This is a genomic window from Bacillus sp. MUM 13, from assembly GCF_001866725.1.
Lineage (GTDB): Bacteria > Bacillota > Bacilli > Bacillales > DSM-1321 > Peribacillus.
The window spans coordinates 191,367-204,936 of the sequence record NZ_MLYQ01000001.1 but is presented as its reverse complement, the minus strand read 5'-3'; the positions used below and the strand labels follow the sequence as shown (position 1 = coordinate 204,936).

The window sequence follows — 13,570 nt, the reverse complement described above, 5'->3', positions numbered from 1 at the left end:
CTGCTGTTTTTAGGGTTTTTTTGTTATGATAAATGCGCTTCATTTCCAGTTTCTCTTGGAGCTAATACCGTACGGGGCTTTGAGCCTTCATACGGCCCGACAATCCCTCTGGCTTCCATTTCATCAATCAGTCTTGCAGCACGGGTATAACCAATCCTGAACCTCCGCTGCAGCATGGATACAGAAGCTGTCTGCATCTCTACAATCAGGCTGACTGCTTCATCGTAAAGAGCATCTTCCGCCTCGCCAGCTGCTGTTTCAGGAATATCGTCAGGAATCATTTCTTCATTATATTGTGCTTTTTGCTGTGAGATGACGTAATTTACTACATCCTCAACTTCGTGATCTGATAAAAATGCACCTTGAACACGAACTGGCTTTGACTCGCCGACTGGCAAAAACAGCATATCTCCTCTTCCAAGGAGTTTTTCAGCTCCTCCCATATCCAGGATTGTCCTGGAATCTGTCATTGAAGATACACTGAATGCAATTCTTGAAGGAATATTCGCTTTGATGATTCCTGTGATAACATCTACTGAAGGGCGCTGGGTAGCAATGATCAGATGGATCCCTGCTGCCCTGGCCATCTGGGCCAGCCGTGTAATAGCATCTTCCACATCTGAAGATGCAACCATCATTAAATCAGCAAGTTCATCAACAATCACGACTATATACGGCAGAAGGGGCTGCTGTGCATCTTCCTCGCTATTCTGTCTGACTACATATTCATTATAACCCTCAATATTACGCGTTCCAGTATGTGAAAACAGTTCATAGCGGCGTTCCATTTCACTTACGACTTTTTTAAGAGCCTGTGATGCTTTTTTAGGATCAGTGACAACAGGAGCCAATAAATGCGGTATGCCATTATATACATTGAGCTCTACCATTTTTGGATCGATCATCATCATTTTCACTTCATGAGGCTTAGCCCTCATTAAAATGCTCGTAATAATTCCATTGATGCAGACTGATTTACCGCTTCCTGTTGAACCTGCAACAAGCAAGTGGGGCATCTTGTTCAGCTCTGCCATGACCGCTTCTCCAGAAATATTCCGGCCCAGTCCTATCTGCAGCTTTGCATCAGGTTTATTATTTTCTTTTGATTCAAGCACTTCCCTTAAAGATACCATAGCAATCTCAGAATTAGGCACCTCAATGCCAATTGCAGACTTGCCTGGAATCGGTGCTTCAATACGGATATCCTTTGCAGCAAGTGCAAGCGCCAGGTCATCCGATAAGCTGACGATTTTGCTTACCTTGACACCGACGTCTGGATGCACTTCATATTTGGTAACAGCCGGCCCTAAATGCACCTGTGTCACCTTCGCTTTAACCCCAAAACTTTTAAAGGTGCTTTCAAGCTTTGCCGCATTATCATGAATTAACTGAAATTCACCGCTTTGATCCGTTTTTTTCGGATGATTTAAAAGTGAAAGTGCTGGAAGATTATATTTTTTATTTTCAACTTCCGTAAAATTAATGGCTGGAACGATATCATCACTTTCAGATTTCCCGTCTTTTTCTGCAGGAGCTGCATTTTCCTCATTTACTGCATCTGCTAAAGAAGCCGCGTCCTTTTCAATAGGCTCTGTACCTTCCCCGTAAGCTTTTTCTGCAAAGTTAGAAATGAGTCTTCGGGAAGGCAGTTCCTCTTCTTCTTCTGGAAGATTTACTTCCGGCAAAGAATGATTTTCTGATTTTTTTTCTTTCTTCTTTTGTTTTTCCTGCTGTTCCTGCTTCTTATTTTCCTTTTTTTCCTGATTCCAAGTCTTCATATCTTCCCTGAAGGCTCCCCACTGTGAAGTAATAAAAACAGCACAATACCGGATCAATTTCCCCAGTGTTTCTCCAAAAGACTTGCCAGTGAGAAGGACCACGCCAATTATAATGAAGATTACAGCGACAATTGTAGAACCTGCCTGGTCAAAAAGGAAATAGGAAGATGCAAACAAGATGGCTCCAATCATTCCTCCTCCAAGATCCGGCGGGGTGCTTGTTTGACCGTTAACTTCCATCCAGAAGAGCTCCCATGTATTAGCAATTACACTCGGCTTTTTAAACGGCCCCCCTTCAGCAAGCAATCTGAAGAGATGCACATGGCTTAACAGAAGAATGCTGCAGACGATAAAGTAAATTCCAACAAGCTGTCTTTTTAAAAACAGCGGAGCTGACCTTTTGATCATTAAATAAAGGCTGACAGCAATCATCCCAAGCAAAAACAGGATATACCACTCACCCATAAAAAATCTTACTAAAAAGACAATGCTCTTTCCTACGGCACCGAGCTTTGCGATGGCGATTGCAGTAAGACCCAATATGGCCAGACCTATCAATTCATATTTCAATGTGCCTTTTAATGTCTCTGTACTTTTTTTCTTTTTCCTTTTTTTCTTTTTCGCCATTTTTACCACCTGACTTTTCATGCAATATGTATTCAATACCCATTGTAAGAATACCGGCATCTTTGTTAAATTTTCCGTAAGCATTCTCTATAAATAACAAAGAAAGCAGCCTTGCCGGCTGCTTAATATTATTTCCTTCAGTATATCATAATTTGCATGGCTTGGACCTTTTTTCTAATTATTAAACCCTTGCAAAACAGGCAAATAAGACCCTGGCTGAATGGCAGGAACCAGATAATGCGCAGGATCGGTGCTTATGATCCTCTGAACACGAAAGCTTGTCGGACTCTGCTGTTCAATTAATATCGGAATGCCATCATACGAATAGTTGTGGATATTGTGGAATGCCTCCGCGGCATGCGGAAAGACCTGTTCCGGCGGCAGAATGGTATATAAGGTCATTGCAGAATTCCTTCATCGCCATTTTCAGATGATGCCCTTGAAGCGTCAATCAGCTCATTCAGCTTTTTCATGGCCTGGCCGATTCCCCCCACATCATCCATCAAACCAAATTCAACTGCATCATGGCCGATGACATTTGTCCCGATATCTCTTGTTAAATTGCCTTTTGCAAACATAAGGTCCTTAAATTGTTCTTCACTCACTTGAGAATGCTTTGTTACAAATCTGATGACCCTCTCCTGCATCTTATCCAGATATTCGAAGGTTGCAGGCACACCAATGACCATTCCAGTCAGTCTGATAGGATGAATGGTCATTGTCGCTGTTTCGGCAATAAATGAATAATCGCAGGATACAGCTATCGGTACTCCGATAGAATGTCCGCCTCCTAAAACGATTGATACAGTCGGCTTTGATAATGAAGCAAGCATTTCAGATATAGCCAATCCTGCCTCCACATCTCCTCCTACCGTATTCAATATAACCAGTAGACCTTCTATCTTTGGATTTTGTTCTATCGCTACGATTTGAGGAATAACATGTTCATATTTAGTTGTTTTATTTTGAGGAGGCAGCTGGATATGTCCCTCGATTTGCCCGACAATCGTCAAACAATGAATGCTTGAATCCTGTGACATATGGGGAACGTTCGTCTGTCCAAGCTGCTGGATTTTTTCAATTAATGTAGAATTCTTGCCTTCTTCAGGTTTATTTGGCTGCGGTACATTCTCCATTACAAAACTCCTTCCGTCTGCGTATACAACCATATTATTGTCTCAAAATAGCGAGTTCATTCGCATTCCGGCCAAGGAAAATGAATGTTATTTTGCAAAATGACAACTAAATGCATAATAATACCACCTATAAATCAGGCAAAAAAAAGCCCTGATTGCACTAATACAATCAGGATCAACTTTAAAGTAATATCAAATTTCCATGATGATCGGCAGGATCATTGGACGTCTTTTGGTTTTTTCGTATAAGAAGGAATTCAGTGAGTCCCTCATGTCCTGTTTTAGTGAGGACCAGTCAAAAGGCTGTTTTGTTCCGGTTTTCTTCACGATTTCATTGACGAGTAAAGTAGCTTCATCCATCAGTTTTTCAGACTCCCTCACATATACAAATCCGCGTGAAATTATTTCTGGTCCCGCAGCAATTGTCTTATCAGATTTATTGAGAGTAACGACGACTATCAAAGTGCCATCCTGTGAAAGCAATCTGCGGTCCCTAAGGACGATATTCCCTACATCTCCGACTCCGCTGCCATCTATTAAAATATTGCCTGCGGAAACCTTGCCGGCAAGGCGGATTTGTTCCGAATTAATTTCAACGATATCCCCTTTATCGGCAATGATAATATTTTCCCTGTCAAGACCTGCTGACACTCCAACTTTTTCGTGTGCATATAAGTGGCGGTATTCACCATGTACAGGAATAAGGAATTTAGGTTTCATTAAATTCAGCATCATTTTCAATTCTTCCTGGCTGCCATGGCCGGTAACATGTACCTTATATCGGCTTGAAACAACATTTGCACCCACCCTGTAAAGAAGATCAATCGTTTTGGCAAGATTGATTTCTCCCCCTTTTAGTGGAGAAGCCGCAATTAAGACGGTGTCTCCTTCAGAAATTGCCACCTGCCTGTGTGACTGCCTGGCCATTTTTTGCAGAGCTTCTATAGGTTCCCCTTGATGTCCCGTGGATAGAATGACTACTTTATTAGTTTCATAGGAAGAAAGCTCTGAAACAGGAATGATTGCATCTTCTTCTACCTTTAAATATCCCAAATCAAGCGCAGTATTATACACTCTGTGAAGGCTCTTCCCAACCACTGCGACTTTTCTTCCGCTTTTTGCAGCAGCATTAAAAACATGCTGAATGCGATTCACATTCGATGCAAAGCAGGCAACAATAATTCTGCCGCGGGCATTTTCAAAGGCATCTGCCATATCTTTTGCAACAATCGCCTCAGAAGGTGTATATCCGGGTTTTTCTGCTCCGGTACTATCAGAAAGAAGGCAGAGAACCCCTTTTTCTCCAAGTGCCGCCATTTTGCCAATCTCCGGCTTGTAAAGCTCCGAGGCAGCTTGATCAAATTTAAAATCACCGGTATAAACAATGGCTCCTTCAGAGGTATGAATGGCGATTCCCACTGAATCAGGAATACTGTGATTTGTCCTGAAAAAGGAAATATCAGCCTCTGGAAAATTCAGAACGGTATCTGAATCCACCTCAATAAACTCTGTTTTTCCTTTGTAATCATCTTCTCTTAATTTAGCTTTAACCAAGGCAATCGTAAGTTTCGTGCCAAATACCGGCACCTTTAAATATTTCAGGATATAGGAGAGCGCACCCATATGATCTTCATGTCCATGACTGATGAATATTCCTTTCAGCCTGCTTTTATTTTCCATAACATAGGAAATATCTGGTATAACAGCATCAATTCCCAGCATTTCCTCCTCAGGAATCATTAAGCCTGAATCTAAAAGAAATAAATCCTCATTAACTTCAACAATATACATATTTTTTCCAAGCTCCCCCTGTCCTCCAAGGGAAATTACCTTTATGCCGTTGTTATCTTTTTCTTTAACCAATCTAATATCCTCCTTAAAAATCTGGCCGTTCAAAATCCAATTGAATTTATTATACATGATGTAAAAAAAACAATACAATACTTAACCTTTTTATGGAGTATTGACAAAAATGTTCTATATCGCAGCACATTTTTTCATCCATGATATGTATGTATTAATGTATTTAACCTCACTTATTCCAGATATGGTATACTATTCGGTATTTTTATAACCTAACTTTTATGCCTCTAAACCTGGCAGCGCTTACTTGTGCAGCTTCCTCTGCAGAATCCCTGGCCAGCTAAATATATTCTTAATAAGAAGGAGAATAATGCCCGGTTCTGTATATCAGATGACAGAAGATGACGCGGGCTATACCTTAAATGTTTGCGAAAACTATGTATAAGTAAAAGTATAAAGAAAAGACTTATGATTTGAAAGAATTATTTTATAATTCCATTTATGGTTTAATGGCTATAGGGATTTATTATAAAGGCTAATTTTGTAAAATTTGCTGCAATGAAACAAGGTGGCTGAAGCAGCTACAGTAGCTCTCCTTAAGCAGAGAGGGCGGTGAACCAAGCAGCTTTCTCGCACCTTGTACTCCAATCAGCCTGAGTTAACAATGGAGCATATTAAAAAAATAACAATCTTTTAAGAAAAGAGCCATTATAAAACAAGCCAATCAAAGATGACTGGCTTGTTTTTTCTTGCAGATTATTTAATTAAAGCATTCAATGCTGCCCGTTCCTGCTCAGTTAATGGCAGGATAGGAAGCCTGACAGAGCCGACATCCATGCCTTTGATCTGCAGTGCAGTCTTAACAGGTGCCGGGCTCGGTGCTGCAAATAAGCCCTTCATAACAGGCTGTAATTTTTGATGCATTACAGCTGCCTCTCCTATGTTACCGGATAAGTATGCTTCGATCATTTCCTGCATTTCATTCCCGATTATATGCGAGGCTACAGAAACTATGCCGGCTCCTCCAATAGAAAGAACTGGTATCGTCAATCCGTCATCCCCGCTGTATAACGAAAAGTCATCACTTGTTCCGGAGATGATTTCTGTCATGGCATTCAAATCCCCGCTAGCTTCTTTTACAGCTACAATATTATTGATTTCAGCAAGCCTGATTACTGTTTCAGGAGCGATATTCACAGATGCCCTTCCCGGAATATTGTAAATCATGACAGGAAGCAATGTACTGTCTGCAATGGCCTTGAAGTGCTGATACAGGCCTTCCTGATTTGTCCTGTTATAATATGGTGCCACAAGCATAACAGCATCTGCGCCATTTTGTTCTGCCTTTTTAGTGAATTCAATTGAAGCATAGGTATTATTGCTGCCTGTTCCCATGATGACAGGCACTCTTTTATCTGCTATTTCTGCTACATGGCGAAGCAATGCAATCTTTTCTTCTGATGACAGTGTTGGAGATTCTCCGGTTGTTCCACAAATAACAAGTGAATCTGTACCATTTTCAATCAGGTAATTTACCAGTTTTGTTGTCTTGTTAAAATCAATGTTCCCATTCTTATCAAATGGAGTTACCATTGCTGTGGACACTCTTCCAAAATTTATCATAATATACACCCCATATTTAATTCCGCTAATTAATCAGTAATTTTGTATTCCGCAATCTCTTTATGAAGCTGGAAAGCATCATGCAGAGAATTCACCGCTTCTACTAAATCATTTTCCTTTACCAAAACCCAGATAGTTGTATGGCTATCTGCGGATTGCAAAATGCCGATTCCCTTTTCAGACAAGGCCGTTACAATTTTAGAAGCAACACCCGGAACACCGTTTATTCCTGCGCCGACCACAGATACTTTTGCGCAATTTTCCTGTACAATCGGGTCGTGCCCCATTTCTTCCAATATTTTAATGGCATGCCCGGTCATGTCCTCTGAAACGGTATAAACTACACCCATAGGCGATATATTGATAAAATCAACACTAATAGAGGCTTTGGCCATAGCCTGGAAAACTTCTGCCTGTAAGTTGTATTGATTTTTTTTTGCCAATACCTTTATTTGTGTAATTTTAGAGACATGTGCAATTCCCGTTACAAGCCTCTCACGGATATCACTTCCGCGCCGGTCCTTGTTGATGCTGGTCACCAGTGTCCCTATTCCGTCTGTATAGGTGGACCTTATTCTTATCGGAACCTTTGCTCCCATGGCAATTTCCACTGCCCGGGGATGAATGACCTTTGCCCCCTGATACGCAAGGTTGCATACCTCATTATATGTGACTACAGAAAGTGGGCGAGCATGCTCAGCAATCCTTGGATCCGCCGTCATTATTCCTTCTACATCTGTAAAAATATCAACCCATTCTGCACCCAGAGCCGCTCCGATTGCAGCTGCAGATGTGTCGCTTCCTCCGCGGCCAATGGTGGTTATATCGCCGTTTTTTGCAGCACCCTGAAAACCTGCTACAACAACAGCATCATGATCTTCAAGCTCTTTCAGCAGACGGTCGCATTTCATTTCCATGATTTTTGCATTGGTATAATCATTATTTGTCCTGAAACCTGCCTGCCCGCCAGTAAGTGAAGAAGCTTTTATTCCATTTTCGAGAAGCATATTAGTAAATACAACCGAAGAAATCGTTTCACCAACAGATAGCAGCAGATCTTGCTCTCTTTTAGTAATCAGGGAATGTGATCCTTTTACAAGAGACAGAAGCGTATCCGTAGCATAAGGATCTCCGCTTCTGCCCATGGCAGAAACAACCACAATGACCTTATACCCTTCTTCAAGAGCTTTTTCAATATGGCGTTTTGCATGAAGTCTGCTTTCTTCGTCGCGGACAGATGTCCCGCCGAATTTCTGTACGATGATTTTCATATTAACACCTCAAATGTAAGCCAGCTCTCCTAAAAGGAAAGCCGGCAGTCCTAATCATTATTTATTTTATATCCACTAATCCAAGCTTTAGCAAGCTTTCTGCAATTTGAACAGAATTCCAGGCAGCTCCTTTTAATAGGTTATCTGAAACAACCCATAAATGGAAACCTTTCTCCTCATCCAAATCTTTCCTGATCCTGCCAACGAACACTTCATTCTTCCCGACTGCGGCTTTGGGCATCGGGTACACCTGATTTGCCGGATCGTCCTGCAGTATGATGCCGTCTGCTTCTTTTAAAAGACCCTGTATATCAGGCACAGAAACTCCTGATTGGCCAATTTCAATATAAACGGATTCAGAATGTCCTGTTTCTACTGGAAGGCGTACGCAAGTAGCTGAAACGGGAAGATTAGGCATATGCATGATTTTTTTGGTTTCATTGATCATTTTCATCTCTTCAAATGTATAGCCATTTTCCTGGAATTTATCTATTTGAGGTATTACATTGAATGCAATCTGATAATGATTTTTATCTCCCTTTACAGGAAGGATTGCAGGTTTTGCCTCTTCTCCTTCAAGAATGGCCCGTGACTGCTCCTTAAGCTCAGAAATAGCTGCGGCCCCGGCACCGGAAACTGCCTGGTAAGTAGACACGATGACTTTATTCAGCCCGAACTGCTTTCTGATTGGTTCAAGAGCAACAACCATTTGGATGGTTGAACAATTGGGATTGGCAATAATGCCATTATGCTTCTTTAAATCTTCTTCATTAACCTCAGGAACTACCAATGGCACATTCTGGTCCATCCTGTAAGCACTGGTATTGTCAATCACGATGGCGCCGCGCTTAACTGCTTCAGGGGCAAACAATTTGGAGATGTTTCCTCCTGCACTGAACAATGCAATGTCGATATCTTCAAAGCTTTCCGGCTTTGCTTCCTGAACTACTATCTCCATGTCCTTAAAAAGCACCTTTGTGCCGGCAGAACGGGCTGAAGAAAGCAGTGTAAGGTTTTTAATAGGCAGATTTCTGTTTTCAAGAGTTTTCAGCATTTGCTGTCCGACTGCCCCTGTTGCTCCAACAACCGCGATATTCAATCCTTTTGTTTCAAACATTAGTCCATACCCCTTTTCAAAAATAAGCAGCATCATCTGTTAAATAGATAATCTTTAATTTTACTTCATGGCACAGCATAGCCGGCAATCCGCCCAGCTTTACTATGGAACATATCATGTATTAATCGGTACGTATATTTTATTTTTCTTTCTAAGAATACCATTTATTTTAACACACTCACATTCTAAATAAATAGATTTTGTGCTAAATTATCTTATGCATCAGGTGACCGGCATTAGATAGCGCTTTAATTATCGTCTTTAAATCTTTCAACGATAACAGGCTGGATCTGCTCTCCATTAATTGCTGCCACAATTGTATCTCTGATCATACTCATTCTCGCCACCATAGAATTTGGTTTTTTCAGGGGGTCATCCTGGCCGTAAGGAACAAAGTAAATATCCTTTGCAGCCATAAGTCTCATAAGATTCACTCCGTTAAGGCCGAGGGCATCATTTGTAGAGATTCCGACAACAACCGGACGGTGATTTCTTATTGTCGCTTTTGCAGCCATAAGTACTGGTGAATCGGTAAGTGCATTGGCCATTTTGCTCATTGAGTTGCCTGTAAGCGGAGCGATCACCATGCAGTCAAGAGGCATTTTGGGGCCTAGCGGCTCTGCTTTGACTATTGTATCCACAACATGATGGCCGGTCAGTTTTTCGATTCGCTCTATCCAATCTTCCCCTTTGCCAAAGCGTGTTTCTGTATGCTGGACGGTACTTGTCACAACCGGCACCACTTCAGCACCTTCATTTACTAATTTCTCAATTTCCGGAAAAACAATGTCATACGTGCAGTGAGAACCTGTCAACCCAAATCCTATTCTTTTGCCTTGTAGACTCATGTCGTTTTCCCCTTTCTTTTTTTAATATCTTCTCTTATAAGCTGCGACAAAGCATTTGCGAGTATCTTTCCGGCTGTTTTAGGAGCAACGATCCCCGGAAGACTTGGAGCAAGCAGGGCTTTAATGCCCCGTTTTTCAGCGTAGCGGAAATCTGTCCCCCCTGGTTTTGAGGCCAAATCGATAATAAGCGTGTGAACAGGCATATTGGCTAATACAGAGGCTGTTATGATAGGATAAGGAATAGTATTGATACATATATCAACATCACTCACTGCTTTTGGAAGCTCGTTTAAGTGAAAAGGCGATGCAGCCATCTCAGTGATTCTTGCAAGATCTTCGCTTTTTCTTGCCCCGACCTTCACCTTGGCTCCAAGTGACTGAAATGACCTGGCGACACTCATTCCGACGCGTCCAAGGCCCAGGACAGCTACATTTGAACCATGAATCGTATAATCAGTATGTTGAATCGCCATCATGATTGTTCCTTCTACTGTGGGAATGGAATTATAGATGGCTACATCATCTCTTTCAAAAAGCTGTACAAGGCGACGATTGGACTTTTTTATAATAGAATTGAGATAATCATTGCTAATTCCTGAATAAATGGTGCAATGTGGAGGTGTTTTCATCAGCGTTTCTTCATTTACGAATACATCTTCACTTGAAAAGATGGTTTCAACCTTGCCATCTGCATTCGTTCCGCGGATAGGAAGTATTATTGAATCAATTTCAGAGAGATCGACATCTTCCAACTTTTCTTTAATCGCCCCTGTAAATGCATGATCAAGCTGTTCAAAACCAATCAGCCAAAGCTTTGCATCGAGCTCTGTAAGCTTCCTGATGACTTCCAGCTGCCTCGCATCTCCGCCTATCACTGCAATCTGTACACCTGTGAGCATCAAACATCACCTTCTTTTATAGACTGCTCTCTTCATTTTCAATCACTGCTTCATTCCCAACATATTATGTGTTTTCTGAACAATAGGTGAAGAAATACATAAAGTTGCCTTCAAAAGCAAAATAAAAAAGCTGCGGGCAAGCAGCTTTTTTTTGCACAGATTTAGTAAATGTTACGCTTGCGGTTTTTCACTCATTAAAGCTTTCATTTTCAGCTATATCTATGATAATCATATCTGCACCGATTTTCCTAATATGGCTCCATGGCACTCTCACTTCATTGCCGTTTTTACGGAGGCCGAACCACTTGACTGAGGGTATGATAAGAGCAGTAATTTGCCCTTTCTCATCTATTTCTAAGTCTGTCTGGCCAAGCACGCCCAATCTTTCCGCTCTCTTGATATCTACAATTTCTTTACCGCTTAATTCACTTAGCCTCATGCCGCGCCTCCTTAATACGTCCTTATTACACTATATCGGGGTGCCCGGCCGCTTAGAAGCAAAGAAGCAGCAGAACTGAAAAAAAACCTTGCATAACGTTTATTTTTAAAGGGATTTAATAACTCCCCGGATAAATAGTAGCGTTTGCCTTATTTTAAAATTTAGGCTGTTTTCGTAAACTTTGTTGCTATGGAACAAGGGGTTGATTTCCGCTACAGGATGCTCCAATCAACCTGCTTTAACAATAGATTTTCCTCGAAAAATTATTAAATAACAACAATCTTTAAGAATAGAGCCAAAATTTATGAAAAGGAAATACTGGAGCTTTGCCAGCATCAAAAAAAAGACCCATTTGGCATCGCTCCATATAGGCAACGCGCAAAACAGGTCTTTTTTTTACTTGGCTGTCCAGTCTTCCAGCGGACTTACCAGGGAAATTGAATAATGATCGGTGAAAAGTTTTCTGCCAAGGGTGTTTACACTGTCTTCAGTCACTTCATCAATCATATCAATGATATCATCAAGTGAACGGTGCCTTTCAAGAAGCAGCTCGTTCTTTCCGTTTCTGCTCATTCTGCTGTTCGTACTTTCAAGGCTTAGCATTAAGCTTCCTTTAAGTTGTTCTTTGCTGTTATTCAGCTCTTTTTGGGTGATACCCTCACTTTTTAATGTTTCCAATGTTTCCTTGATGGTTTCATATAAGTTATCAAGCTGATTAGCTCCTGTTCCTCCGTAGATGGTAACCATTCCGCTGTCCTGGTATCCGGAGTGATAGGAGTAGATTGAATACGCAAGGCCCCTCATTTCCCTGACTTCCTGGAATAGCCTGCTGCTCATGCTTCCGCCGAGGATATTGTTCAAAACAATAAGGCTGTATGTATCGCTGTGCCCGATTTTCAACCCTTCAAAGCCAAGGCACAGGTGAGCTTGTTCTGTTTCTTTTTTGCGAACTAGCTTGTTTTGATGAAAGCTGGGTTTAACTAGCTCTGGACGGCTTTTTCCGCCTTCATATGAACCAAAGTAGCCTTCCGCTTCTTTAACAAGGCTTTCATTTACATTTCCGGCAATCGAAACAACCACTTTATCCGGGGTATACATGTCATGTACATATGCATTCAATGTTTCCGCTGTAAAAGTTTCCAGCGTACTTTCTGTACCTAAGATGGGGTAACCCAAAGGATGATTTTCATAAATAGCCTGGCTGAGCAGATCATGAACGATATCATCTGGTGTATCTTCGTACATTTTAATTTCTTCATAGACAACGCTTTTTTCTTTCTTCAGTTCTTCTTCATCAAAGATTGAATTAAAGAACATATCAGACAGAATTTCCAGAGCAAAGCTTGCATGTGTATCAAGCACCTTTGCGTAATAGCAGGTATATTCTTTCGAAGTGAATGCATTTACCTGGCCGCCAATACTGTCAAAGGATTCAGCTATTTCCCTGGCAGTACGCTTCGTCGTTCCTTTAAACGTCATATGCTCCAGAAAGTGAGAAATTCCATTTAATTCTGGTGTTTCATTGCGTGATCCCGTTTTAATCCAAATCCCGATGGCAACTGAACGGACAGTCGGAATATTTTCTAGAACAACCCTTACACCGTTTTGACAAGTATATTTCTTAATCAACTAACATTCCTCCCTAATCTATGGTGAACCGAAATGCTGAAGCGCCTTGTAAGACCGTGAAGCAAATAGGGATTGAACCTTGAAGGCGCTTTTTTGCCTTCAGGGGGCAATCATCTTTTGCACAGCGGGCTAGGCGCTGAAGCTGGACAAACCGAAATGCTGAAGCGCCTTGTAAGACCGTGAAGCAAATAGGGATTGAACCTTGAAGGCGCTTTTTTGCCTTCAGGGGGCAATCATCTTTTGCACAGCGGGCTAGGCGCTGAAGCTGGACAAACCGAAATACTGAAGCGCCTTGCAAGACCGTGAAGCAAATAGGGATTGAACCTTGAAGGGGCTTTTTTGCATTCAGGGGGCAATCATCTTTTGCACAGCGGGCTAGGCGCTGAAGCTGGACAAACCG

General features: G+C 41.5%; 12 protein-coding genes. All 12 read right to left on the bottom strand.

What is annotated here, in order from left to right; genetic code table 11:
• Positions 1-23: 23 nt before the first annotated feature.
• Positions 24-2,405 (bottom strand): FtsK/SpoIIIE family DNA translocase, encoded by a 2,382-nt coding sequence (locus BIV59_RS00970; RefSeq protein ID WP_071349559.1) that lies wholly within the window; start codon positions 2,403-2,405, stop codon positions 24-26.
• Entirely contained in the window at positions 2,338-2,505 is a 168-nt protein-coding gene (locus BIV59_RS23435; protein ID WP_170846060.1) for a hypothetical protein, read from the bottom strand. The genes BIV59_RS00970 and BIV59_RS23435 overlap by 68 nt, the downstream gene beginning before the upstream one ends.
• Positions 2,506-2,579: 74 nt before the next feature.
• Positions 2,580-2,807 (bottom strand): YlzJ-like family protein, encoded by a 228-nt coding sequence (locus BIV59_RS00965; RefSeq protein ID WP_071349558.1) that lies wholly within the window; start codon positions 2,805-2,807, stop codon positions 2,580-2,582.
• Entirely contained in the window at positions 2,804-3,541 is a 738-nt protein-coding gene (locus BIV59_RS00960; RefSeq protein WP_071349557.1) for a ClpP family protease, read from the bottom strand. Before BIV59_RS00960 ends, BIV59_RS00965 begins: the two co-directional genes overlap by 4 nt.
• Positions 3,542-3,733: 192 nt before the next feature.
• Positions 3,734-5,461, bottom strand: a complete 1,728-nt coding sequence (locus BIV59_RS00955; RefSeq protein ID WP_071349569.1) for a ribonuclease J — start codon at positions 5,459-5,461, stop codon at positions 3,734-3,736.
• 639 nt (positions 5,462-6,100) lie between these two features.
• Positions 6,101-6,967, bottom strand: a complete 867-nt coding sequence (gene dapA / locus BIV59_RS00950) for a 4-hydroxy-tetrahydrodipicolinate synthase (protein ID WP_071349556.1) — start codon at positions 6,965-6,967, stop codon at positions 6,101-6,103.
• Between the two features lie 29 nt (positions 6,968-6,996).
• Positions 6,997-8,238: an aspartate kinase gene (gene dapG / locus BIV59_RS00945; protein ID WP_071349555.1), complete on the bottom strand. Its 1,242-nt coding sequence runs from the start codon at positions 8,236-8,238 to the stop codon at positions 6,997-6,999.
• Positions 8,239-8,299: 61 nt separating this feature from the next.
• The gene (gene asd, locus BIV59_RS00940) at positions 8,300-9,355 is read right to left on the bottom strand and encodes an aspartate-semialdehyde dehydrogenase (RefSeq protein WP_071349554.1); all 1,056 of its coding nucleotides are present in this window, start codon (positions 9,353-9,355) and stop codon (positions 8,300-8,302) included.
• 248 nt (positions 9,356-9,603) lie between these two features.
• Positions 9,604-10,203, bottom strand: a complete 600-nt coding sequence (locus tag BIV59_RS00935) for a dipicolinate synthase subunit B (RefSeq protein WP_071349553.1) — start codon at positions 10,201-10,203, stop codon at positions 9,604-9,606.
• Entirely contained in the window at positions 10,200-11,102 is a 903-nt protein-coding gene (dpaA, locus tag BIV59_RS00930) for a dipicolinic acid synthetase subunit A (RefSeq protein WP_071349552.1), read from the bottom strand. Before dpaA ends, BIV59_RS00935 begins: the two co-directional genes overlap by 4 nt.
• A 187-nt stretch (positions 11,103-11,289) precedes the next feature.
• Positions 11,290-11,541 carry a YlmC/YmxH family sporulation protein gene (locus tag BIV59_RS00925; RefSeq protein ID WP_071349551.1) on the bottom strand — a complete coding sequence of 84 codons (252 nt, stop codon included), beginning with the start codon at positions 11,539-11,541 and terminating at the stop codon, positions 11,290-11,292.
• A 396-nt stretch (positions 11,542-11,937) separates the two neighbouring features.
• Positions 11,938-13,170 carry a M16 family metallopeptidase gene (locus BIV59_RS00920; RefSeq protein WP_071349550.1) on the bottom strand — a complete coding sequence of 411 codons (1,233 nt, stop codon included), beginning with the start codon at positions 13,168-13,170 and terminating at the stop codon, positions 11,938-11,940.
• Positions 13,171-13,570 lie beyond the last annotated feature (400 nt).

What these genes read in the sequence shown, in the direction of transcription:
- BIV59_RS00970 (WP_071349559.1), bottom strand. Translation starts at nt 2,405, where the DNA reads ATGGCGAAAAAGAAAAAAAGGAAAAAGAAAAAAAGTACAGAGACATTA.
- BIV59_RS00965 (WP_071349558.1), bottom strand. Translation starts at nt 2,807, where the DNA reads ATGACCTTATATACCATTCTGCCGCCGGAACAGGTCTTTCCGCATGCC.
- BIV59_RS00960 (WP_071349557.1), bottom strand. Translation starts at nt 3,541, where the DNA reads ATGGAGAATGTACCGCAGCCAAATAAACCTGAAGAAGGCAAGAATTCT.
- BIV59_RS00955 (WP_071349569.1), bottom strand. Translation starts at nt 5,461, where the DNA reads ATGTATAATAAATTCAATTGGATTTTGAACGGCCAGATTTTTAAGGAG.
- dapA (WP_071349556.1), bottom strand. Translation starts at nt 6,967, where the DNA reads ATGATAAATTTTGGAAGAGTGTCCACAGCAATGGTAACTCCATTTGAT.
- dapG (WP_071349555.1), bottom strand. Translation starts at nt 8,238, where the DNA reads ATGAAAATCATCGTACAGAAATTCGGCGGGACATCTGTCCGCGACGAA.
- asd (WP_071349554.1), bottom strand. Translation starts at nt 9,355, where the DNA reads ATGTTTGAAACAAAAGGATTGAATATCGCGGTTGTTGGAGCAACAGGG.
- BIV59_RS00935 (WP_071349553.1), bottom strand. Translation starts at nt 10,203, where the DNA reads ATGAGTCTACAAGGCAAAAGAATAGGATTTGGGTTGACAGGTTCTCAC.
- dpaA (WP_071349552.1), bottom strand. Translation starts at nt 11,102, where the DNA reads ATGCTCACAGGTGTACAGATTGCAGTGATAGGCGGAGATGCGAGGCAG.
- BIV59_RS00925 (WP_071349551.1), bottom strand. Translation starts at nt 11,541, where the DNA reads ATGAGGCTAAGTGAATTAAGCGGTAAAGAAATTGTAGATATCAAGAGA.